This window comes from Methylacidiphilum kamchatkense Kam1, from assembly GCF_007475525.1.
In the GTDB taxonomy this organism is placed as follows: Bacteria; Verrucomicrobiota; Verrucomicrobiia; order Methylacidiphilales; family Methylacidiphilaceae; genus Methylacidiphilum; species Methylacidiphilum kamchatkense.
Window position 1 is genome coordinate 1766941 of sequence record NZ_CP037899.1, and the last position, 22559, is coordinate 1789499.

Sequence of the window (22559 nt, forward strand, 5' to 3'; positions counted from 1 at the left end):
AACAAGAGATATAAATAGAACAACGAGGGTCTTAATAAGACTTTGAGAGTTTTCTTGGCGTTGCAGGCTCATGGATTTTTCACTTTTATTTTATCGGTCACCCAAATACTTATTGCAGTGACAAGCACAAAAAATATAAATGTTATAACAAAATACATAGCTAACGTGTGGAGAGCAAGAGTAGAATGTGGAGACAACCAAAACCGTAACATCTCTAATCCGTAATACAATGGATTAAGAAAAATCAGCGTTTTAATCCACCCATAGGCTCCTTCAGCAGGAAACAAGGCTCCTGATAAGAGCCATAAAGGCATCAGGAAGAGATTCATCAAAGCATGATAGCCTTGAACAGAATCAAGTGGCCATGCAAGAATATAGCCCACCGCAGTCATGGCCATTCCTAGCAAGAATAAAGTAACCACCACTCCAAGCAATCGCTCTAGACTAAATGGGATACCTAGAGGCAGAGACAAAAAATAAACAAGTAATGCTTGCAACAAGCCTAAGGAAGTGCCGCCTAAGAGCTTCGAAAAGACAATCGAACTACGCGATATTGGGGCACACAGCACCCCTTGTAGGAAACCTTCCTTTCTGTCCTCGATGATGGAAATAGTCGAGAAAATAGCTGTAAAAAGAAGGATGAGAAGAAGCATCCCTGGGAAAAAGTATAGCAGATAGTTCGGTTCATTGGATGAATGGAAAGATTTTCCTACCCCAGATCCGATTAAAAGCCAAAATACCAAAGGAGTACCAAGGGCTCCTATGATTCTATTTTTTTGGCGCAGGAATCGGACAACCTCTCGCATCCATAGCGTATAAATAGCTAAAGGGAGATTTTCCATTCTTCTAATGGGTTGTTTCATCTTCTTTATCTCCAACAATAAATTGACGACCCGTCAAATGGAGAAAGACATCTTCTAAAGAGGTTTTAGCAATCGTCATAGCCGTAATATAACTCTGATGCCTTTCCAACAAATCTGCTGCAAATTGAAGAAGGGCTTGTGGACTTTCATCCTTTTTCGATTCAACAACAAGCGCCCCGTTGAGTTTTACAGGTGCCCTCCCAAGGCTAAGGATATCCTTTTCTAATATATCTGTAGAAGATGACCGAATCGTAAGAACGAGTCCTGGGAGTAAAGACCTAAGCCGATCTGGACTATCCCAGGCAATGACTTTTCCTTGGTCTAAGATTAACACCTTATCGCATCTTTCTGCTTCATCCATCAGATGAGTCGTAACTAAGATGGTCAGATTTAATTCTTTTCTCAGAGTAAAAAGATAGTTCCAAATATCTCTGCGTGCGGCCGGATCGATTCCCGTACTTGGCTCATCCAGAATTAAGACTTCCGGCCGATGCAATATCCCTTTTGCCACTTCAACCCTTCTTTGGAGCCCTCCCGATAAAGTCTCCACAAGATCTTTTTTTCTTTCAGAAAGATGAAAGAGCTTTAATAATTCGTCGATCCGATTCCGCAACTCTTTGCCATGTAAATTATACAAGTGGCCTTGATGCAACAAATTCTCTTCGACAGTTAATTTTTTATCTAGGCTGGGTGACTGAAAGACAATACCCATGATGGCACGAGCCGAAGCACTTTCTTCAGGATAAGAAAACCCAGAAATATTGACGGTTCCAGAGGACAAAGGTAATAAAGTGGAAAGAATTCTAAAAAGGGTTGTTTTCCCACTGCCATTAGGACCCAGAATCCCTGCAATCATCCCCTCTGCCACCTCGAAACTGACATTATTTAAAGCTAAACGCTCTCCATATGAAAAAGTTAGATTTTTTACTTCTACTTTGGTTCGCCGTATAATCTTTTCTGTTCTTACAGATTCAGTTTGAATAGGAAAATCTGTACTCATTTTAAAAATTTCCAACTCGAAAAAAAATGCTACTAACTACTTCCTAATTAACATGACTTTTTTGGATGTTCAATTCACGATATTCTCCAAAGTCTTGCCGATTTTGCTTTTGAAAACTCAAATAGCCATGAAGAATCTTTGCCGTTTTTTCTCCCACTCCTAAATTCTCTAAAAACAAGGCTTTTGCCCTTTCTCCTAACAACTTTCTTGCCTTTTCCTCTGCAATCAGACTCTTTAGTTGATGCGAAAACTCCTCCTTGTTTTGCACTACCACAATAGCTTTTTGATCCACAAAAAGATTCAATAATAATTTAAAGTTTTGCATATTTGGTCCGACTATAATCGCTTTTCCTGCTTTGGCAGCCTCTATAAAGTTCTGCCCACCTTTGGCTGTCAAACTTTTCCCTACAAAAACTAGATCAGCTTTTTCATAGAGAGAACGCAACTCTCCAGTAGAATCGACAATAAGGATATCAAAATCGCCTTCTGGATTCTTCTCCTTTTCCAAGCTGGAGCGCAATTTCGAATTAAGTCCAAATTGATCACAGAGCTTTTTGATCTCTTTAGCTCTTTCGGCATGTCGAGGAGCCAGGACTAAACGCAAATTCGGCCAATGTTTTCTAAGCTTGATAAACTCCCTCAAAAGAATATCCTCTTCTCCCCGATGCGTACTGCCTCCCAAAACAACAAGGTTTTTTGAATCCCAACCAACTTTTGTCCACCACCCTAAAGAAAGTTCCGTTTGGCTTCTATAATTAGCGACGTCAAACTTCATACTCCCTAATCGAAAAATTCTTTCGGGTGGAAACCCTACCTTTACAAATCGTTCGATTTCAGAATCATCCGTTACTAATATCAAACTCAACTTGTTCAGATAAGGCTTCATAAACCAAGAAAAAATTTTATACCACCTTTCCGTTCTTTCTGATAGTCGAGCATTGCACAGCAAAACAGGAATCTTCCTTTCAGAGGCTTCTGCCAAGAAATTCGGCCATATTTCAGTCTCGATAAGCACCACTAGCTTTGGGTGAAGATAAGAAAAAGTGCGACGGACAGCCCATGGAAAATCGAGAGGAAAATAAAAGACAAAACATTTTTCTTTGGGTTCCGATCCAGCAAGTCGAAAACCGGTAGCAGTGGTTGTAGAAAAGGCAACTTTGATATTAGGATCTATTTTCCAAAGCTCTTTTAATATGACTTTTCCGATCATCACTTCTCCCACACTCACTCCATGGATCCACAAATCTACCCCTTGCCCATCGTTCAGCTCTCGCTTTGGATACAATCCTAATCTTTGGTCAATTCCATCGAAAGGATTGCCCCTTCGTTTCAGTTTTATAAAATAATAGGGAAGGCAAAGGATGGTAAAAAGTCCAAACAAGAAGGAATAAAGCCAACGGAGAAAAAAAGACTTCATATTATCTAGATGTGTTTACTGCGCTCTGGGATGCGCGCGCTGATAAGAGGCTCTTAAATGCTCCGCACTTACTGAGGTATAAATTTGAGTTGTCGATAAATGAGAATGACCTAGTAACTCTTGGATACTCCTCAAATCCGCTCCTCCTTCCAATAGATGCGTGGCAAAGGTATGTCTTAACTTATGAGGGCTTATCGACTGATCCAATCCAGCAATCATAAGGTATTCTTTCAAAGCAAGTTGGAAAAAACGCGGAGTCAATGGCTTCCCTCTTGAAGAAACGAAAAGAAACTCGGAGTCATAAGGACAAACGTTAAGGTAATCGCAGATAGCAGCGGTAGCAACCTCTCCAATGATGCAAAATCTTTCTTTTTTCCTTTTCCCTTTAACAAGAAGAGCCAGTTCAGCAGGAAAAAAATTTTTTCTCTTTAATGCGCACAGCTCTCCAACTCGAATACCCCCACCATAAAGGGTTTCTAACCACGCCTGGTCTCTTTTCCATTGCCATTCTTTCCATTTGGATTTTGTTCCTTTTTCCTTCTCCTTTTCCCATTTCTGGCAAGGCGCATCGAGTAAGGCGCGAATCTGCTCCAAACTAAGATATCTAGGAAGGGGCCGAAAGAGTTTGGGTAAGGAAAGATTAGAAAGAGGACTTTCTTTTCCTTGTTCTTGATGTTGATAATAAAATTTAAAAAACGAACGAAGGGCAGCAAATCTCAATCGGATGGAACTCTGCTTTAAATCAGGTTTTTTAGAAAGAAAATACAGATAGCTTCTGCATTCTTCCTTCCCTACCTCTCTACAAGATTGCCATTTTCCCCAGGAAAAAAATTCTCTTAATGCCTGCCCGTAGTTCCGTAGGGTATAAGAAGAAAAATTTTTCTCAGAAAGATAATGGATAAATTTCTTCAGAGACTCTGCTACTTCTGGTGATAAAAGGCCTTTTTCTTTTTCTAATGCCATCGAAACAGTCCTCTTTCTATCATTCTTGTTTATTAAGAAAAAGAAAAGAGAAAAAAGAACTTTTACTTTCAGCAGCCATTTGATGTGTTACAGACACCCTTCTTAGGCCATAGGATATAGAAAAAATGTTGAAATTTCTTTCAAAGGTTTTTCATTTAGATGAATCAAAAAACCAAGCAACTGTTAAACTTTCAAACTAAAAAAAAATTGGTGAAACATTTACCTCATATTTCCGCTGAACACGATTTTTCCATTTTATCGAAAACCATCCATTTTTTAGGCGATACCTTAGGACGGGTCATTACGAATTTAGAAGGTAAAAAAATACTCGCCATAGAAGAAACTATAAGGAAATTGGCCAAAGAAAGCCGACAAGGCAAAGAAGAAGCCACTAAAGCTCTCCTACGTATAGTCCAAGGGTTAGATACTGACATCGCCTATCGAATGGCTATGGCTTTTACTTGTTACTTCGAATTGGTCAATATTGCTGAAGAAAATTATCGAGTTCGGATTTTAAAGAAAAGACGGGCAAACCAACTGCTCTATCCCAAAAAGGCTATTCCTAAAGAATCGATCGAATCGGCTTTGTTTGAGTTAAAAAAAGCGAAAGTTACCAAAAAGCAAATCCAAGAAATTTTAGAAAAAATGGAGATCGTTCTTGTTTTCACTGCCCATCCAACAGAAATCAAAAGGCAAACGGTATTAAATAAGCTTTGCGAAATATCCTTCCTGTTAAAACAAGCATTTGGTACTGTCAGACTGCCTCAAACCATTCAGACCGAAATAGAACGATTAATCGCTTCACTGTGGCTAACGGAACGGTCGAGATCAAAAAATCCTCAGGTCTTAGATGAAGTCCGAACAGGACTCTGGTATTTTGAACATACCCTATGGGATGTCATCCCTGAGCTCCATAATGAATTCAAAAGAGTCCTTCATATTTATTACCCTGGAGTTTCCTTAAAACCCAGATGGATCTCCTTTGGCTCATGGATTGGAGGAGATAGGGACGGGAACTTTCAAGTGACAACAGCCACAACCGCCGCTACACTTATTTTGCAGCGCAATCTAGCCCTAAAAAAAATTGCTCAAAGCCTTCTTCAACTTTCCGAAGTCTTCTCTGTTTCTAGTCAACATATTGCCCCCTCCAAAAATGTCCTTGGGCTTTTAGAGGAAAAACTCAAAGTTTTTCCCTCTCTTAAAGAAGAATACGAGAGTTACCCCAACGAGCCATACCGCCTATTGTTATTAGCTCTAAAAAAAGAAGTCGAAATGGCTATCGATACTATCACTGAAAAAGATCTGCTCGATTTCTTCACCGAACCGCTGCCTCGTTGCTTCACACTGAATACCATAAACGCCGTTCTAGAAGCAATTGAAGAGAATTTTAAGGCACCAAATACTCGAATTTTTCTTGAGGGAGAATTTCAAAAACTAAAACAGAGAATCGAAGTCTTTGGCCTCCATATTTTCTCTTTAGATATCCGGCAACATTCCTCTATGCATCAAGAAGCTATTGAAGAGCTACTCCAACTCAATGGCAATGGTGTCAAATCCTACGCGACTCTCAAAGAAGAAGAAAAGGTCGAAGTTCTAAATAGCTTGTTCCAGAAGCCTTTCCCTTCTCTTCCATCTCTTTACAGCCATGGAAGCGAAAAGCTCAAGGAAATCCTAGGGCCTATCCTCGTTTTTTCTAGATCAATACGGATCTTAGGAAAAGAAGCATGCGGATGTTATTTGATCAGCATGACTTCTGGCTTATCTGATATCCTCGAAGTCCTTTATCTTTGTGAAATATGCGATTGTTTCATTGATATTGCTCCACTTTTTGAAACTCTTTCGGACTTAAAGTCAGCTCCAAAGATTCTAGAGGATCTTCTCTCTCACCCACTTTATAGAAAGTATCTGCAAAAACGAAACAACAAACAGATAGTCATGCTGGGCTATTCGGATAGTAACAAAGATTGCGGATATATGACTTCTAATTGGTGGCTTTATCACATACAAGAAAGGCTCCATGAAGTTTGTCAATCGCACGGAGTCGATCTTATCCTTTTTCATGGGAGAGGGGGGACCATTGCCCGCGGAGGAGGTCCAGCAGCAAAAGCTATTTTAGCCCAACCCAAAGGGCTTTTAGACGGAAAAATTAGGATTACAGAGCAAGGAGAAGTGCTGTCCACCCGTTATCATGATTTCGATATCGCTTTTCGAATCCTCGAACAAACCGCCTATGGGGTACTCCTTGCTATTTATAAGAGTAGAAAAAGAAGCGTGATTCCAAAATCTTGGAAAACTATTATAGAGTCGATCGCCGAAAATAGTTATGTTGCCTATACTCAATTGGTTCAAAATGAAGTCGATTTTTTGCGTTTTTGGCAAGAGGTCACCCCAATCAACGAAATCGGGTCTTTAAAAATTGCTTCCCGGCCTATTTTCCGTTTTCAGTCTAAAAGTTTCGAAGATCTTAGAGCCATCCCATGGGTGTTCTCTTGGATGCAAACTCGGTTCGTTATTCCTGGCTGGTATGGCATAGGATCAAGTTTAAAAATAGCAATTGAATCTAGTCCTGAATCTTTATCCATCCTACGACAGATGTACGAAAAATGGCCTTTTTTTCAAACTGTCATAGATAATGCCCAACTTTCCCTCGCTAAAACAGATATTGACATTGCTAAACTGTATTGTTCGTTAGCCACCAACAGAAACCTCAGCGACAAAATATTTGCAATAATAGAATCAGAATACAAGCAAACGGTCGAAACTATCCTGAAAATAACCAATCAAACTTCCATTCTAGATCATGAGCCCATTCTTCAAAGATCTATCCGATTAAGAAATCCTTATGTAGATCCACTCAATTTTATTCAAGTAGAGATGATCCGAAGAAACCGCAGCGGCTCAATCACCGATCCAAATGAGATTGACAAGATCCGGTCAGTCATCGAATTAACTATCAATGGAATCAGCGCAGGGCTAAGAAACACTGGATAGTCTTCCCTTCCAGCTCTTCCTAGAGATCTTTTTCCATAAGAAGGCTGGAGCTTTCGAAGCTTAAATAAAGTGCTATCTTCCAAACTAAAAAAAAAGATTTTTTCTTTGCTAATTGCCTATTTTATGCAATAATACTCCTAGATGGATAATAATTATAAAAGCTTTGATCATAAAAATTCTTTTGATCGGAGCACTTCCCATTTAAAGCGGGAATGGGATTACATCTCTTTATCGATTGTTCTGGCTATCATCATTGGCTATGTACTTTTCGTAATCTTTTTGAATTTTGATCATTTTATTCCGTATTTAAGGCCAGAAAGCGAAATTTTCGATATTCCTCCCACTCCTTTTTAAAGAACAAAAAAATTACTCCTTTGATCTAGAAAAAAAGGCTGTTTATTCGGTTTGCCTAAATTGATCAGTCCTACAACAAGGCTTTATTGACCGCATTAAGATAGGCTTTGACACTAGCCTCGAGGACGTCAGTGGAAGCTGCTTTCCCTGTTACTAAATGTTTTGAGTCAAAATTCACTTTAACGGTCACTTCTCCAATAGCATCTTTTCCCTCTGTCACTGATCTGACTTCATATTCAACTAAATGCCCATGCAGACCCGTAATCCTATCTACAGCTTTCATTGCTGCATCTACCGCTCCATCACCGGTACTCGCATCCACGAGCAGTTCTTGGCCACGCCGTAATTTTATCGTGGCCATTGGAATCCCTCCACTACAAACAGCTACTGCTACATATTCCAGCTGATAGGTCTCTTTGATCCGAGAGATTTGTCCCTCGACAAGAGCAATCAAATCATCATCATAAACAAACTTTTTCTTATCTCCTATGTCTTTAAACTGGGAGAAAATGTTATCTATTTCATCTTTTTCTAATTCGAAGCCTAACATGCGCAGTCTGTTTTCCAGCGCAGCTCTTCCACTATGTTTTGTTAAAGGCAGTTCGCTTTGGTCCCATCCAATTATTTTTGGATCAATAATCTCGTAAGTTTCCCTTTTCTTTAAGATGCCATCTTGATGGATACCGGCAGCATGGGCAAAGGCATTTTCTCCGACAATCGCTTTATTTCTCTGGACAGCCAAACCCGACATTCTTGCAACAAGCCTAGAAGTCCTAAGAATTTCTTTCAGTTGAATGCCAATCTCGATTTTCCCAAAAAATCGGGACGGGTGTGTATAGCCATAATAATTTCTTCAAGAGAAGCATTTCCAGCTCTTTCTCCAATTCCATTTATGGTTCCCTCGACTTGTCTAGCTCCAGCTTTTATTGCTGCCAAAGAGTTAGAAACAGCCAGGCCTAAATCATTATGACAATGCACGCTAACAACGGCTTTATGAATATTGGGGACATTTTCAAAAAGATAGCGGATCAAAGAAGCAAATTCTTCTGGAACAGCATACCCAACTGTATCTGGAATATTGACGGTGGTTGCCCCCGCTTCTATGACCTGCTGCAGGATTCTAGCTAAAAATTCGGGCTCGGTCCTCGAAGCATCTTCAGCTGAAAATTCCACATCTTCTACAAAACTTTTCGCCAAACGTACTCCATTGACCGCAATCTGGATAATTTCCTCTTCATCCTTAGCAAGCTTATAGCGACGATGAATTTGAGAGGTAGCAAGAAATACATGAATCCTTGCCGCACTCCCAGCTGGTTCCAAGGCGGATGCTGCCACTTCAATGTCCTTAGGTAAGCAGCGGGAAAGCCCACAAATCTTTGGTCCTTTCACTTGCGTAGCTATTTCTCGGACTGATTGATAATCTCCTTGGCTGATAACCGGAAATCCTGCTTCAATCACATCGACCCCAAGCCTGGCTAACTGTTTAGCCACTTCTAGCTTCTGCCTGGCAGTCATACTGGCTCCAGGACATTGTTCTCCATCCCTCAAAGTGGTATCAAAAATAATAAGCCGATTTTCAGCCATAGGAAGGCCCTCTTCACTGGTTGTTGTTGTTTAATCGTAAGCAGCCTGCACGCCTTGAAGATTTTTCTGCTTCAGCCAAGGAAAGAGTGCACGAATCTCTGCTCCTACTTTCTCAATCTGGTGCTCAGCTCCCTGGGCTAGCAATTTTCTATACCGCTGTTTTCCCGATTTAACCTCTTCAATCCATTCCTTGGCAAAGGTACCGTTTTGAATGTTCTCCAAAACCTTTCTCATGTTTTCTTTGACATGCTCATCAATGACTTTGGGGCCAACCGAAACATCTCCCCACTTGGCCGTTTCTGATATAGAAAATCTCATGCCAGAAATTCCTGATTCATAAATCAAATCCACGATCAATTTCATTTCGTGTACGCATTCGAAATAGGCCATTTCTGGTGCATACCCACTGTTGACCAATGTTTCAAAACCAGCAGTAATGAGGGAGGTTAATCCTCCACATAACACCGCCTGCTCTCCAAAAAGGTCCGTTTCGGTTTCTTCTTTAAAAGTTGTTTCAATAACCCCCACTCGAGTCGAACCTATGCCCTTAGCCCAGGCCAAAGCCACATCTCTTGCCTTGCCACTTCGATTCTGGTAGGCCGCAATTAAGGCAGGAACTCCTCTGCCTTGGATGTATTCTCTTCTAACCAGATGCCCTGGACCTTTTGGTGCCACAAGAATGACGTCTACTTCAGGAGGAGGCACTACAAGCTTGTAGTGGATCACAAAACCATGGGCAAAACCAAGAATTTTACCAGGAGTAAGATTGGGAAGTATCTGATCGGCATAAATCTCTGGAATCACTAGATCAGGAGTGGCTAAAAAAATAATATCGGCTCTTTTCACTACCTCGCTATTCGTTAAAACTTCCAATCCATGTTTTTTAGCAATGTCTATTGATTTACTCTGAGGATGCAGCCCAATGATTACGTTCATTCCGCTATCCCTTAAATTCAAAGCATGGGCATGTCCTTGGGAACCAAACCCAATGACTCCAATGGTCTTGGTTTTTAAAATCGATAAATCCGCATCTTTATCCAATAATACAGTCTTTGTCATTTTTTCCTTTCCACCATCGACAATGAAATATTCCTACTTTTCTACCTCAAAAAGTCGATGATTAGCCTTTCTATGTTTAGTCTTTCAATATTCCTTCTTTTAAGGTTTTTTAGATTCTTGGTAGTGCGATCTTTCCAGTTCTGCTTAAATCCAATATCCCGAAGTCCTGCATAAGAAAAATAAATTTCGAAATTTTACTCTCATCCCCAGTCACTTCTATAGTCATATTTTTGGGTTCGACATCGACTATTTTTGCCCGGAAAATATCGCAGATCTGCATTAACTCCGCTCGACTTTTATTGCTCGTCGCTACCTTTACCAACACTAACTCCCTATCAATATATTCTCCATCCCTAAAATCCTGAACCGCTAAAACATCAATGAGTTTGTTCAATTGTTTTGTCACCTGGTCTAATACTTGATCATCTCCTTTGACCACTATCGTCATCCGAGAAACAGACTCATCATGGGTTGGACCTACATTCAGGGTATCAATATTATAGCCTCTGCCGCTGAAAAGCTCAGCAATCCTGGTCAAAACACCAAACCGGTTCGCCACTAAAATAGATAACGTATGCCTCATATACTTGATATATTACAAATATTTTTCTCTCTATAAAAAATAATTTATCGAATCTTTTGCATAGATTCGAATGTAGTTCTTTTTCTTTTGTAAAAAATATTTTTTTGTTTCAGCTACTTAGGCATTAAAGAAAAACTAACCGCTAGACTACGGTAAGCCTTACCAGCTTCCCTTTCCTAACATGAGGCTAAAACCATCTTTTCTGTAAAAGGTAGTCTTTCCTCGTGCCACTCTTCCTGTCCTGTATAGATAGCATATCAATGAGCAATATAAAAATGATTATATTTACCTTCAGGCTCTCCCCAAAGAAAATCCATATGAGAAATGTATGATTGCAGATAGGAATGCGTTAATTCTCGAATGAACTCCTTGATTGCTTGTTCTTCTCCTTCCACAATCAATTCTACTCTTCCATCTTTTAAGTTGCGGACTAGCCCTCCAAGGGGATAACGTTGGGCAATTCTTTTAGCCGTCGCTCTAAAACCAACACCTTGAACAAAACCAGAAAAATAAGCTTTTAGCTGTTTATTCACAGCAATCCAAGAAAGATTCTCAGTTCATTAAAAAAATTACCATCTCTTTTTCCTAAGAAAAAGCAATAGGAAATTGATTAAAATAAAAAAAGTAATAACCCATCATAGCATTTCTCAATGGCCGGTTGCAGGGATGAAGCGTAGGGGCTTAGAGTTAGAGCTTCTATCCTTAATTTTTCACATTAAACTCAGAGAAGAAGCTGTCAAGGAAATTCCAGCCTCCAATCATTGATGTCGCTTGAGAAGACTCTCTTTAAGCAGGGATTCGATTGGCGGGGGCGGATCAAGGTATCTTAAAACACCCTACTAGTTCGCTTGGGTCAATGAGAGAAAAATAGCTTTTTTTTCTTTGATGCTTATCGGTAAAAAGAATAAGGAATAGGATTATCTATGAGCAGATATTTTTCTTCGACGCATGCACTGAGTGATGGAGGAAGATTCCTTATTGTAGGTTTACCTGGTACAAAACTTACCCAAGAGCAGATAGAGACGATTCGAGACGTTCAGCCCGCAGGATTCATTTTTTTTTCTCGGAACCTTGAAAATCCGGTTGCTTTCAGAAATCTAGTCGACACTTTGAGATCCCTACTCAACCATGAGCCTATTTTAACCATTGATCAAGAAGGGGGTAGGGTCTCTCGGTTGAAAGTATTCGGTAGTGAACCCCCTAGTGCGAAAGATCTTGGGGAAAAGGGGGATATAGCCCTTCTTAGGACACATGGAGAACTGACAGGAAAATTATTAAGGCTTTTCGGCCTGAATTATAACCTTGCCCCTGTGTTGGATTTCGAAACTGCTGAACAGGAACACAATTCATTAAAAGGCAGAACGTTTGCTGCGAATCCACAAAGTGTTTGTTCTTTTGCCAAAGCCTTTATAGAAGGCATCCACTCCCAGGGAATACTGTGCTGTGGCAAACATTTCCCTGGCTATAGTTTCGCGCAATGCGATCCGCACCTTGAACTGCCTCAAGTTTTTAAAACCAAAAAAGAACTCGAGGCTTATGAATGGGTTCCTTTTAAAAACCTTCAATATTTGTGTGATAGTTTCATGATTGCTCACATTCGCAACTTGAATCTGGATCCAGAGGGACTGCCCGCTTCTCTTTCGTTTCGAACCATTCATGATGTTTTAAGAAAAGAATGGAATTATACCAAACTCCTCTTATCCGACGACATCGACATGGGAGCCATCATTCATCATTACTCCTTAAAGGACACCCTCGAACTATCCCTCAAAGCTGGAATAGATCTGCTCTTACTTTGCCATCGTTTTCCATTAATTAGAGAAGCCGCCTCTATTTTGAGCTCATTGCCTGAAACCATAAAGGAAGCTGCCTGGCAGAGAATCGAAAATTTCCGAAAGCGGCTGGCTCCTCCCCTTCCCTTCTCTCTGAGTGAGTTTCAAAGCATAGACTCAGAGATCTATTCGCTTAGGGAAAAAGTCCTTGGAAAAGAAAGAGCAAAACTTAGAGCACCAGAGGATGGGAAACGCTCTCCTGTTGAAATTTATTGAACCCATTTTCCATTTGAATTTTCTCTAGAGGTAAAATATGGTTATTTCTCCTAAAGATCTTTAGCTTTTGAGGAACAATGTAATGGACTGGATTGGTAGGGAATGGATTCCATCGTCTCAAGGGGCTCTGCTTCTAATCTACGCTGCAACTTTAGAAGACATTGAGTATCTTGAAAAAAACGCTCCTCGAAAGCTTGTCATCGCGGTGGGAGAAACAGAGATAAAAGATTGCAAACAGCTGCTCGAAAGAGGGTATCTATGCTTAGGAAAAATCAATAAAGAAGAGGCTGTTCAATGGCTAAGAGATAAAATCGAATCGCGGGAACTGATCGCTATAATCCTTCGATTGACAGAGGAGCCACAAGGAACTGTTTCCGTCTTTCCACAGTTTGTTTTGGATATTATCGAAGCAACGCAATCCATGCGTATTCCAGTCTGGATCGATTCTTTCTGGAATCATTTTTTAACTCATTCGGATTCAAAACCAATTGCGCGTCGCATCCTTGTTGGCGCTCCTAAGTCTCCTAATGATACCGGATGGGATTGGCTAAGAAAAAGTTTCTATGATCTTTCCGCTCAAGCTTTGTCCATGCATTCAGAACTAGAAGAAAGCATTGGTTGGCAAGCTGTTTATTATCTTAAAGAGAGAAAAAACCTCCCTATCTTCATCGATGGTTATAGCCAAAAAACGCTTACAGGAAAGGTCCTTTTGGGAATAGCTTTAAAAGTTGCCAGTTGGATTTCCAAAAATGTCCATGAACAACGAGTAGGGGTCCTTTTGCCGATCGGAGCAGGTGCCGTCATCGTCAATTTAGGGATCGTTTTTTCTGGAAAAATTCCTGTAAATTTCAATTTAACCGTTGGATCTGCAATGAACCTCGTTTCGATCGAAAGGTCCAAGGTTAAAACGGTGTTCACAGCCAAAATGATCAAAGAGAAACTTCAGGACTTCCCTTGGCCGAAAAGGACCATCGAAATAGAAAGCCTTCTTCAATCCTTTTCAAAGCTTTCGCTTTTCTTTCATATTTTCTTGGCTGATCATTTGTCCACAAAAGCTCTTACGACTCTTTGGGGTATTCCCAAACTGGGGGGAAATAGAGAAGCAATTTTACTTTTTACAAGCGGCTCTTTTGGAGAGCCCAAAGGAGTCCCCTTATCCCATAAAAATATCTTGGCTAATATTTCCCAGATTAAAACCATTCTTTCGACTATTCCGATTAAAAAATTACTTGGTGCCCTTCCTATTTTTCATAGCTTTGGTTCAACGACCTGTCTCTGGTGGCCGATATTAGGTGGTCCTCAGACAGTTACTTACGTCAATCCCCTGGAAATAGAAAAATTAGCAAACCTCATCGAACAGCACCAAATTGATCTTCTTATTACTACGCCTACCTTCTTACGGCAGTACCTTAAAAAAGTTCCTCCCGAAAAACTTCGGAGTCTTAAAATTGTGATTGTGGGATCAGAAAAACTTCAACGTCAGCTTGCAGCTGATTTTGAGTCGAAATTTGGAATTCCTGTTTGTGAAGGATATGGGACGACAGAAGCCGCTCCTGTGATTAGTTCCAATGTGGTTGATCCTTTCCAGCCCCTGGTTCAATAGCTAACACCGAAAGGAACAAACCCGGAAGCGTCGGTCAGCTTTCGGCGGGAATGTCTATTCGGATATTTGACCAAGAAACCCGAAAGGAATTACCGCTTTCAGCCAGGGGGATATTAAGCTTTAAAGGCGCTAATATTTTTAATGGTTATTTGGATGATCCATTGCGTACGGCAGCTTCCTTTCAAGAAGGCTGGTATTTAAGTGCTGATATAGGGACATTGGATAACGAAGGGTTTATTTTTATTGAAGACCGAGCCAGTCGATTTTCTAAGATTGGTGGAGAAATGGTCCCTCATGGTACCATTGAAGAAGCTTTAAGAAAAAGTTTGTCGCAAACCCATGGAGAAGAGATTGAAATGGCAATCGTAGGGATTCCTGACCTCAAAAAAGGTGAAACACTGGCCTTACTGATTAACAAGCAGGTTCATAATTGGCAAATTAGAAAATATCTTCTTGCCCAGGGTTTTTCCAGGCTTTGGATCCCAAAACAAGTTATTTTCTTGGAATCCCTTCCAAAAACACCTCTTGGAAAAATAGATTATCTTCGATGCCGGCTGATTGCTGCCAATAAAGCAATCTATGCCGATGACCAGTCTAGTCCAAAAGAAAGCATGGATCAAGAGGAGGATCGATCTAGTTAAGGATAATTCTCGAATATCACAATAATGAAAGAATATCTTTGCTTACAAGCCCAAAGCATCAACAAGCCTTTTCCTAGTTTCCCATAATTTTTTGCCTCCCCCTGGAGCCTGCCCCATCAGTTGTTCGATTTTCCCACCTTCTAATCCATGAATACTTAAAAGCCTCTCTTCGTAACGATCTATGATTTTTAAAGAAATAGGTTTTTTTTGAATAAAGGCCAAAGCCTTTTGAAGAAGCGCGTAACATTCTGGTAGGGGCGTTCGTTCCTCGGCGGTCTGAACCACCAGTTCAATAAAATAAGTGGAACAAAGAAAAGTCGTCCAATCTTTTCTTAACCCTAGCATTGGATCTATAATCTGATATTCTTTTAATAAATAGAGATCACTTTTTTTCGGAACATAGAAAGTCAGTTCACACTCATAAAAAAGATCAATGGGGGCAAAAGAAGACTTTCCTGTCTTTCGAGCGCCTTTAGCCAGTGTTTTAATGCATCCTAAACTACTAATCCAATAGAGGATCGAACTACTTTCTGAGTATGGATATTTTCTAAAAGCGATACCTGTTGTGGATAGAATATGGTTTGATTCTTTTTCCATGGATCAAGCTGCATTTAATTTTATCCATACAGACTCAAGAATGCTTGTTTGCATCCGCTCCATTTTCTGTCGATCCACCTCTGTCTGATCATCTAATCCACAAAGATGTAGCATCCCATGAATACCATAGAGCAACACTTCTTTTACTACAGGAATAGCCCGAGCATTGGCTTCCTTCTCTGCAATGAATGGACAAATTAAAATTTCGCCATAATCAAAACTAATGACATCGGTAGGAGTAGGGTCATTAAAAAAGCGGGCATGCACCTCACCCATTTCTTTTGAAGATAAAAGGACAAAATAAAGCTTTTGTGGAAAATTTATTTCCTTAGGCATTAAACCCAGTGCCAATTTCCACCCCTTCTTTAGCCTTAGCAAGGGCAAGGGCACTTCTTTCTGAAGATTCTGAATCACTATCAGTTGATTTTTCAACGTTTTTCGGACTTTTCGGATAATGAATGCGAGTATGTAATATCGTTTTTAATGAAAAAATAAAGCTATGTTTGATTTCAGTAATTTCTTTCATACTTAGGGGGCATTCGTCAAGCTGATGATCTTGGAGTTTTTGGGAGACGATATCTTCGACTAACTGTTCAATGTCCTTAAGGCTTGGCTTTTCTAAGCACCGAGAAGCACTTTCAATGGAATCGGCTAGCATCAATATCCCTATTTCTTTTGTTTGGGGCTTAGGACCAGGATATCTAAACCGTGATTCATCTAGCTCCGGAACATCTTCCTCTCCCATGTTCAGCAGCTTAACCCCCATCTTACAATCCTCTATATTCTGCAAAGCTTTTCTATAGAAATAATAAACCAAAGAGGTCCCATGATGCTGTTGGATGGCATCAATAATAGGTCTTCTCAAATGATGTTCTAAAGCAAGATCCACTCCATCCTTAATATGAGAAATAATAATCAGGGCACTCATGGAAGGAGTCAGTCGGGTGTGCGGATTATCAGCCCCCTGGTTTTCTACAAAATATTGGGGGTTTACTACCTTACCAATATCATGAAAATAAGCCATTACTCTACAAAGACTCCCATTTTCTCCAATTGCATTAGCAGCCGCTTCAGCAATATTGGCAACCATTAAACTATGATGATAAGTCCCAGGTGCCTCAGTTGCTAGCCTGCGCAGTAACGGGTGATTCAAATCCGACAATTCCAGCCAGGTAAAATCGGTATTTAGTTGGAAAATCTCTTCCAGGACAGGCAAAAGCGTGTTGACCAATACCGCAGTAAAAAGTCCTATCCCGATGCTCAAAAAGGCTTGTTGAATCAGTACATCTGTATCCCCCCATTAATAATTCCAAAGCCAACCGCGCAAACAAGACTCGTCAGTCCCACTGCAATCCCGGCTTTCAAAATATCCCTCCGTTGGCAAATCCTCTGTATAAAATAGACCCCAACAATGCCAGATAAAAGGTTACTAGCTAAAAGAGGAATACTCGGATTGACAAGCAGAGAAATAAAGACACTGGAAAGCACTACGACAATTACTCCCGCATGAACATTTATCAAGGCTGTCACTAACAGGGGAGCTACAGCAGTGGAAACATAAAAATAGATGGCCCTCGATTCCAAGCCTGGCTGATGAATGGACCAGACATAGACAGACTTGGCAATTAACAAATTAATGGCAATAACGGCAAAGACAAGCAGCAGCTTGGAATTGCTATAGAATATCTTTGGAAGACTTAAATTCAACACCATTGCGGTACAACTTGTCAGGATCAAAGAAAGGAAAACTAGCGAATAGGTCACATGACCGGTAGCAAAAAGGCCTAAGACAATGCAAAAGAAGATAAAAAAAAGAAAAATAGCAATGCGGATCGGCTCGTTTGTTTCCAGACGATTTTCCCACTTCGGGATTACAAAAATTTTTCTTTTCCTCTCTTGTCGATTTCCTTTAAACCTGGCAATAAGCTGCTCAAATAACGGTTTCATTTGGTTTCCTTACAGTTCGACCTATGGATCCTATAGGCTTCTACAATATCCCTGACAAGCTTATGCCTGACAACATCCTTTTCGTCGAACTCACAAAAACAGATTCCTGAAACTGATTTTAAAGCGCTGATTGCCTCAAACAAGCCAGAACTCCTATGCTTTGGAAGATCGACTTGTGTCGGATCCCCCGTAATAACACAGCGAGATCTCTGCCCCAAACGCGTTAAAAACATGAGCATCTGTTCGGCCGTTGTATTTTGAGCTTCATCCAGAATAATAAAACTGCCACTTAATGTCCTGCCACGCATAAAGGCCAGTGGCGCTAATTCTATGATTCCTTTTTCAAGCATTTTCCTTAGTTCGTCTGGGTCAAGCATCTCTTCCAGAGCATCATATAAGGGACGCAAATAAGGGAATATTTTTTCTTCGAGTTCCCCAGGAAGAAATCCAAGCTCTTCTCCAGCTTCTACCGCAGGCCGCGTTAATATAATTTTTTTGATCTCTTCATCCCTAAAAGCGGCTAATGCCGCCGCCACTGCCAAGAAGGTTTTGCCTGTCCCAGCAGGTCCCAATCCAAAAACAAGTTCATGTTCTTTAATAGCCTCAATGTATTTTTTTGATTTAAGGTTCTCGGGATTACCGGAGGTTTTTTCGTCGAAGTTTCTAATTTGGATTTTTGCAAATCACTGAGCGCAACACCGTTATCTTTCTCAACAAATTCCATAGCATTATGAAAATCTTTTTTCCCAATTTCCAAACCTTGATCTCGGGCATCCTGCAATTGATCTATAACTTTCCTGGTTTTTCGTACATTATCAGGTGCCCCATCAATCCGTAGCCAGCCATCCCTTGTAGTTACCTTGACCCCAAAACGTTCCTCCAAAAGGCGAACATTTTTAATTTCATTGGCAAAAAGTTCATGAACAAATCGACCGTTTTCAAATGAAATAATCTCTGAATGATTCATGATTTTAGGGGTTTAAGAAAAAATGAAACGGATTGTAAAAAAACAATGCTCCAAAACGCATAGACAAGAGAATGTCGCCACAGAGAAAGAGAAAAGGGAAACGAAGCAAGGCGGAATTTATAGAAGAAAAGAGGAAAGAAACTTAAAAAATTCAAATTTGAAACTAGTTTTTTATAAAGCAAGTTTCTCCAACAAATCATGAAAAAAAATAAATTTTCCTATCTTTATGAATATAGAAGATGCTCACACTTTTAAAGTATCTATTTATAGAATTATCATTTTTTAAAAATCCGTCAAATATCAAATTGGAATTTCCATCCTTACCAAAAAACTCTTTTCTTTCCTACAAATACAGCCTTCCTAAAACCCTCAGTCAACTCTTTCTCTCCGTCCAAGGACAACGACACCAGAGAAATAAATCCTTTTTTCTTCTAAGCCAAAGTTTTTCTTTTAGCTTGATCGAGAGAACAAGCTTCAACTCACCAATGCATGCCCTTGCCGTAAGACTGCTCTAATCAGATAGGAGGAGCTATTAGGCTACTTACTTACTTTGGTAAGTTCTAGACCTACTCAAAAGCTTCAATAATGGAGCATACGGATTGCTATCGAGTAGAGAGTTAGAATTTTCTAGGCAGAAATGAAAGGAAACAAAGCTAACAAGAACACTCCTTATGGTTCCTTTGCATGAATTCTAGAAAATTCTTTGATTGCTCCATCATTTTTCTTTGGACATTTGCCTCTTCAATAAAACTTTTGTTATCAAAAAGTTCGTCAATCTTAGGCAAATACAGCGAAAAAGGGAAAATCAATGCTCTTCTATAGAACAATATAGATTCTAAATGCAGCGACGCTCTCATGGTACCAAAATTTCCACGAGTCACCCCAACCAGACAAACGGGTTTTTTTTCGAGAGCCTCTTGGCGAGGCAGCAAGTCAATGTATTGCTTTAAAGGACCAGGAATACTGCCGTTATATTCAGGAAAAACGAAGACAAGTCCTTGAGCATCAATTGTTTGCCTTATCGTTGGAAGGATTGATTGAGGAGTTTTTTTAAAAGCCGTGCCTGACCATGCTTCTTTAGGCATCAATCCTAAATCAATGATGCTTACTTTTTGTTCTAGTTTTGAATAAATCCGTGCCAGTTGCGCAGCTACAAGCCGACTTTTACTGCCTACTCGATTCGTACCAACTACTATTCCAATCATAAACATTTCCAGAGCATCAGCAATGTTGTTGAAAAATGTATTTAGGCCATGGGCTAATACTTCTTAGCATTTAATAAGTTCCAATAATCTATTAGAAAAGAATAATCTTTTGTTTGCCTTTACAGCAGGGACAATTAACGCAACTATATTAATTCATTTATCCATTATTGAAAGTATGCGAATTGGAATTCCAAAAGAAATCAAAGAAGGGGAAAATAGAGTCTCTCTTATTCCAGCCTGCGTAAGAAGCTTGGTGGAATCTGGTCATACGATTTTAGTGGAGTTGGATGCAGGGAGTGGGAGTGGGTTTACAAATGAAGAATACTTTAAAGCAGGGGCTTTGCTGGTATCGGCAGAGGAGGCATGGGGTAGTGATCTGGTGGTTAAAGTCAAGGAGCCGCTAGAAACCGAATATCGTTTTTTCAGAAAAAACTTGATTCTTTTTACCTTTTTGCACCTCGCGGCGAATCGTCGACTCACTGAAGCCTTGCTAGAAAAAGAGGTTACGGCCATCGCTTATGAAACCCTTAAGTTGCCAGATGGCACTTTACCACTTCTCATTCCAATGAGTGAAATTGCAGGAAGAGTGGCAATACAACATGCTGCTCGGATTCTAGAAAGAAACCATGGAGGCATGGGCATTCTTTTAGGCGGGGTACCAGGGGTTGAGCCAGCACGAGTTGCTATTGTTGGAGGGGGAACGGTTGGTACAAATGCCTTGAAAATGGCCTTAGGTCTTGGCGCTGATCTTACAGTTTTTGATAATAGCCTTAAAAAATTACGTTTATTAGACGACCTCTTTGGAGGAACGATTAAAACAATTATGGCAAACCCTTACACCATCGAAGAAAGGATCAGTTCGTTTGATCTATTGATTGGTGCGGTGTTAAATCCTGGTGCGAAATCTCCCAAAGTGATTAGCAAACAGATGATTGAAAAAATGCGACCCGGCAGTGTCGTCATGGATATTTCGATCGATCAAGGAGGCTGTATTGAAACTATCGATAAACCTACGACCCATGACAATCCAACTTTTATAAAATCTGGAATCATCCATTATGCTGTAGCCAATATTCCAGCCGCTGTGCCTAGAACCGCAACCTATGCTTTAACAAACGCCACATTCTATTGGATCAACCTTTTAGCCACTCATGGACTGAAGGCTATCAACGTTGACCCAGCGATTAAAACCGCCGTCAACACGATAAGAGGCGAACTTACTTGTAGGGCCGTAGCCGAAGCTTTTGGCATGCCTTGGAGTCCCATTGAGAAGTTCCTCTAACTAAGCCGTTTTAACGCATATAATTCCACGCTTCGGTTTTGTACTTTTTTAGTTCGAGTTCTTTGGCCAATGACCAGACCGATTCAGAGATTTCATCTTGCTGAAAATAAACGCCAAAAGTCTCTTCAAAGCCTCTAACAATCGCTCTACGCATTTCATCAAAGAAAATGCCTTTAGGAAGCTGAACACTTCCTTGATGAAGCAAGCCTTTGCGATTTCTTCTTTGCGCCGCCCCTGCAATTTTCTCCTGTCCCCACATCAAGTCATGTTTCACTGGTTTCTGAAAACAAAAAGCCCCTTCCTGTTTCTTTTCCCCACCATAAAGGGTGGTTTCTAATCCTAACTTACTGATTCCCACCCCAATCGCCTTATGGATAGAAAAATAGGTATCTGTGGCAGCAACCTTACAGAAAAAATGATCCTTAGGAATAACCAAAGCATAGACACAATCTTTTCCATGTTGGACGGCCCCTCCGCCAGTATAACGGCGGACAAATTTGGTATCAGGAGAAACTTCTTTCCATTTTTGAAAATAGCCAATCGATAGCATTGGCTCTAAAAACTGGTATATCCGCAACAGCGGGGCAGAAACAAAATCCAGATAGGCTTCGTCAAGGGCCATATTGAATTCCCCATGAAAAGGCCCTTCGATAACCAAGCTCCAGCTTTGCTGTGGATGCTTCATTGTCTTGCTACTATTTTACATAACTTTTCAATAAATGACACTCTTGGCTTTGAGCTACGTCTAGCCCGCTTCCACTGAGAAGTTCCTTAAGCCTAAGTAGGCAATCCTATAAGAGGGGCTCGTACATTCTCTAAAGATGCCACTTATTTCCTTATGACAAAATAGAGGCTTTTGAGCCAGTTTTTTGTTCGTAAAACTAGAAGGCTTCTCTCTTCGCGTAGAGCTATGTGTCCAAGAAAAAAAAGATGGAAAAAACTTATTCTACTTTCAGTACTTCAATATCAAAAATCAAAGTGGCATTCGGAGGAATGACATCTTCTACTCCTTCAGTCCCATAACCTAAATCTGGAGGTATAATCAATCGCCTTTTCCCTCCCTCTTTCATTGTGGAAACCCCTTCTTCCCAGCCTTTAATCATTCGACTCACGCCCAGAACAAAGCTAAACGGTTTACCCCTGGAAAGAGAGCTATCAAAAATCTTGCCATCTTCTAGCTTTCCCACATAGTTCAGAGTAATTCTTTTTCCTGGAGCTACGGGATTGCCCGATCCAACAGTATAATCGATATATTTGAGGCCTGATGGGGTGGTAACGATTTTTTCAGAATCTGATTCGTGAAAAGGTTTTGCAGCAAAAAAATCATCCTGGCCAAAGAGTAGGCTACGGCCTGAAAATGAAATTAGAGCTCCAACAAAAAAAAGCACAATGAAAATCCGTTTAAGAAAAAAATAAGAAGGGGTTGCACTCATTGCTCCTATCTATAAGTAGATT

22 protein-coding genes and 1 pseudogene are annotated in these 22559 nt (G+C 40.3%); 6 read left to right on the plus strand and 17 right to left on the minus strand.

The window, feature by feature from the left end; translation table 11 throughout:
* Positions 1–68 precede the first annotated feature (68 nt).
* The 4 genes from kam1_RS08175 to kam1_RS08190 are packed head-to-tail and all read right to left on the minus strand — an operon-like array spanning position 69 to position 4243.
* Positions 69–863, minus strand: coding sequence for an ABC transporter permease (locus kam1_RS08175; protein ID WP_039721000.1), 795 nt, complete (start codon positions 861–863; stop codon positions 69–71).
* A complete protein-coding gene (locus kam1_RS08180) occupies positions 847–1863 on the minus strand; it encodes an ABC transporter ATP-binding protein (protein WP_039721084.1) in 1017 nt (338 codons plus the stop codon). Before kam1_RS08180 ends, kam1_RS08175 begins: the two co-directional genes overlap by 17 nt.
* 43 nt (positions 1864–1906) lie before the next feature.
* Entirely contained in the window at positions 1907–3280 is a 1374-nt protein-coding gene (locus kam1_RS08185; protein ID WP_052250433.1) for a 3-deoxy-D-manno-octulosonic acid transferase, read from the minus strand.
* Between the two features lie 15 nt (positions 3281–3295).
* Positions 3296–4243: a tyrosine recombinase XerC gene (locus kam1_RS08190; protein WP_039720999.1), complete on the minus strand. Its 948-nt coding sequence runs from the start codon at positions 4241–4243 to the stop codon at positions 3296–3298.
* 210 nt (positions 4244–4453) lie between these two features.
* Here kam1_RS08190 and ppc point away from each other — a divergent pair, with 210 nt between their 5' ends.
* Positions 4454–7234, plus strand: a complete 2781-nt coding sequence (gene ppc / locus kam1_RS08195) for a phosphoenolpyruvate carboxylase (protein ID WP_235276926.1) — start codon at positions 4454–4456, stop codon at positions 7232–7234.
* A gap of 141 nt (positions 7235–7375) precedes the next feature.
* Positions 7376–7588 carry a hypothetical protein gene (locus kam1_RS08200; RefSeq protein WP_039720998.1) on the plus strand — a complete coding sequence of 71 codons (213 nt, stop codon included), beginning with the start codon at positions 7376–7378 and terminating at the stop codon, positions 7586–7588.
* A 70-nt stretch (positions 7589–7658) separates the two neighbouring features.
* Here the strand turns inward: kam1_RS08200 and kam1_RS11305 are convergent.
* From kam1_RS11305 to kam1_RS08220, 4 genes and pseudogenes are all read right to left on the minus strand, one after another.
* A pseudogene (locus kam1_RS11305) lies at positions 7659–9172 on the minus strand (2-isopropylmalate synthase).
* Positions 9173–9202: 30 nt separating this feature from the next.
* On the minus strand, positions 9203–10231 hold the full coding sequence (ilvC, locus tag kam1_RS08210; RefSeq protein ID WP_039720996.1) for a ketol-acid reductoisomerase: 1029 nt from the start codon (positions 10229–10231) through the stop codon (positions 9203–9205).
* Between the two features lie 109 nt (positions 10232–10340).
* Positions 10341–10814, minus strand: coding sequence for an acetolactate synthase small subunit (ilvN, locus tag kam1_RS08215; protein WP_009059426.1), 474 nt, complete (start codon positions 10812–10814; stop codon positions 10341–10343).
* A 257-nt stretch (positions 10815–11071) separates the two neighbouring features.
* Entirely contained in the window at positions 11072–11347 is a 276-nt protein-coding gene (locus kam1_RS08220; protein WP_039720995.1) for an acylphosphatase, read from the minus strand.
* Between the two features lie 390 nt (positions 11348–11737).
* Here kam1_RS08220 and kam1_RS08225 point away from each other — a divergent pair, with 390 nt between their 5' ends.
* From kam1_RS08225 to kam1_RS11085, 3 genes are all read left to right on the plus strand, one after another.
* Entirely contained in the window at positions 11738–12862 is a 1125-nt protein-coding gene (locus kam1_RS08225) for a glycoside hydrolase family 3 N-terminal domain-containing protein (RefSeq protein WP_143958375.1), read from the plus strand.
* 82 nt (positions 12863–12944) lie between these two features.
* Positions 12945–14465 carry an AMP-binding protein gene (locus kam1_RS11080; protein ID WP_276507614.1) on the plus strand — a complete coding sequence of 507 codons (1521 nt, stop codon included), beginning with the start codon at positions 12945–12947 and terminating at the stop codon, positions 14463–14465.
* Between the two features lie 50 nt (positions 14466–14515).
* The gene (locus tag kam1_RS11085) at positions 14516–15106 is read left to right on the plus strand and encodes an AMP-binding enzyme (protein ID WP_276507615.1); all 591 of its coding nucleotides are present in this window, start codon (positions 14516–14518) and stop codon (positions 15104–15106) included.
* A gap of 42 nt (positions 15107–15148) precedes the next feature.
* Here the strand turns inward: kam1_RS11085 and recO are convergent, their stop codons facing one another.
* From recO to kam1_RS08255, 7 genes are all read right to left on the minus strand, one after another.
* Entirely contained in the window at positions 15149–15703 is a 555-nt protein-coding gene (gene recO / locus kam1_RS08235) for a DNA repair protein RecO (RefSeq protein ID WP_039720993.1), read from the minus strand.
* Between the two features lie 3 nt (positions 15704–15706).
* A complete protein-coding gene (ybeY, locus tag kam1_RS08240) occupies positions 15707–16054 on the minus strand; it encodes an rRNA maturation RNase YbeY (RefSeq protein WP_244946033.1) in 348 nt (115 codons plus the stop codon).
* Complete coding sequence (locus kam1_RS10780) at positions 16032–16967, minus strand: HDIG domain-containing metalloprotein (RefSeq protein ID WP_244946034.1); 936 nt, start codon at positions 16965–16967, stop codon at positions 16032–16034. Before kam1_RS10780 ends, ybeY begins: the two co-directional genes overlap by 23 nt.
* 14 nt (positions 16968–16981) lie before the next feature.
* The gene (locus kam1_RS10785; RefSeq protein WP_244946035.1) at positions 16982–17650 is read right to left on the minus strand and encodes a hypothetical protein; all 669 of its coding nucleotides are present in this window, start codon (positions 17648–17650) and stop codon (positions 16982–16984) included.
* Positions 17647–18258: a PhoH family protein gene (locus kam1_RS10790; protein WP_315861687.1), complete on the minus strand. Its 612-nt coding sequence runs from the start codon at positions 18256–18258 to the stop codon at positions 17647–17649. Before kam1_RS10790 ends, kam1_RS10785 begins: the two co-directional genes overlap by 4 nt.
* A complete protein-coding gene (locus kam1_RS10795) occupies positions 18171–18617 on the minus strand; it encodes a PhoH family protein (protein WP_244946036.1) in 447 nt (148 codons plus the stop codon). The genes kam1_RS10790 and kam1_RS10795 overlap by 88 nt, the downstream gene beginning before the upstream one ends.
* Positions 18618–19270: 653 nt before the next feature.
* A complete protein-coding gene (locus kam1_RS08255) occupies positions 19271–19822 on the minus strand; it encodes an NADPH-dependent FMN reductase (RefSeq protein WP_039720987.1) in 552 nt (183 codons plus the stop codon).
* 175 nt (positions 19823–19997) lie between these two features.
* On the opposite strand from kam1_RS08255, the gene ald reads away from it, so the two are divergent.
* Positions 19998–21104 carry an alanine dehydrogenase gene (ald, locus tag kam1_RS08260; protein WP_039721081.1) on the plus strand — a complete coding sequence of 369 codons (1107 nt, stop codon included), beginning with the start codon at positions 19998–20000 and terminating at the stop codon, positions 21102–21104.
* A 10-nt stretch (positions 21105–21114) separates the two neighbouring features.
* Here ald and kam1_RS08265 read toward each other — a convergent pair whose 3' ends face one another.
* Positions 21115–21789: a lipoate--protein ligase family protein gene (locus kam1_RS08265; RefSeq protein ID WP_039720986.1), complete on the minus strand. Its 675-nt coding sequence runs from the start codon at positions 21787–21789 to the stop codon at positions 21115–21117.
* Between the two features lie 256 nt (positions 21790–22045).
* A complete protein-coding gene (locus tag kam1_RS08270) occupies positions 22046–22537 on the minus strand; it encodes an FKBP-type peptidyl-prolyl cis-trans isomerase (RefSeq protein ID WP_143958376.1) in 492 nt (163 codons plus the stop codon).
* Positions 22538–22559 lie beyond the last annotated feature (22 nt).

Excerpts from the sequence above, each read along its gene's own strand:
- kam1_RS08175 (WP_039721000.1), bottom strand. The coding sequence starts at position 863 with ATGAAACAACCCATTAGAAGAATGGAAAATCTCCCTTTAGCTATTTAT.
- kam1_RS08180 (WP_039721084.1), bottom strand. The coding sequence starts at position 1,863 with ATGAGTACAGATTTTCCTATTCAAACTGAATCTGTAAGAACAGAAAAG.
- kam1_RS08185 (WP_052250433.1), bottom strand. The coding sequence starts at position 3,280 with ATGAAGTCTTTTTTTCTCCGTTGGCTTTATTCCTTCTTGTTTGGACTT.
- kam1_RS08190 (WP_039720999.1), bottom strand. The coding sequence starts at position 4,243 with ATGGCATTAGAAAAAGAAAAAGGCCTTTTATCACCAGAAGTAGCAGAG.
- kam1_RS08200 (WP_039720998.1), top strand. The coding sequence starts at position 7,376 with ATGGATAATAATTATAAAAGCTTTGATCATAAAAATTCTTTTGATCGG.
- ilvC (WP_039720996.1), bottom strand. The coding sequence starts at position 10,231 with ATGACAAAGACTGTATTATTGGATAAAGATGCGGATTTATCGATTTTA.
- ilvN (WP_009059426.1), bottom strand. The coding sequence starts at position 10,814 with ATGAGGCATACGTTATCTATTTTAGTGGCGAACCGGTTTGGTGTTTTG.
- kam1_RS08225 (WP_143958375.1), top strand. The coding sequence starts at position 11,738 with ATGAGCAGATATTTTTCTTCGACGCATGCACTGAGTGATGGAGGAAGA.
- kam1_RS11080 (WP_276507614.1), top strand. The coding sequence starts at position 12,945 with ATGGACTGGATTGGTAGGGAATGGATTCCATCGTCTCAAGGGGCTCTG.
- kam1_RS11085 (WP_276507615.1), top strand. The coding sequence starts at position 14,516 with ATGTCTATTCGGATATTTGACCAAGAAACCCGAAAGGAATTACCGCTT.
- recO (WP_039720993.1), bottom strand. The coding sequence starts at position 15,703 with ATGGAAAAAGAATCAAACCATATTCTATCCACAACAGGTATCGCTTTT.
- kam1_RS10785 (WP_244946035.1), bottom strand. The coding sequence starts at position 17,650 with ATGAAACCGTTATTTGAGCAGCTTATTGCCAGGTTTAAAGGAAATCGA.
- kam1_RS10795 (WP_244946036.1), bottom strand. The coding sequence starts at position 18,617 with ATGAATCATTCAGAGATTATTTCATTTGAAAACGGTCGATTTGTTCAT.
- kam1_RS08255 (WP_039720987.1), bottom strand. The coding sequence starts at position 19,822 with ATGATTGGAATAGTAGTTGGTACGAATCGAGTAGGCAGTAAAAGTCGG.
- ald (WP_039721081.1), top strand. The coding sequence starts at position 19,998 with ATGCGAATTGGAATTCCAAAAGAAATCAAAGAAGGGGAAAATAGAGTC.
- kam1_RS08265 (WP_039720986.1), bottom strand. The coding sequence starts at position 21,789 with ATGAAGCATCCACAGCAAAGCTGGAGCTTGGTTATCGAAGGGCCTTTT.
- kam1_RS08270 (WP_143958376.1), bottom strand. The coding sequence starts at position 22,537 with ATGAGTGCAACCCCTTCTTATTTTTTTCTTAAACGGATTTTCATTGTG.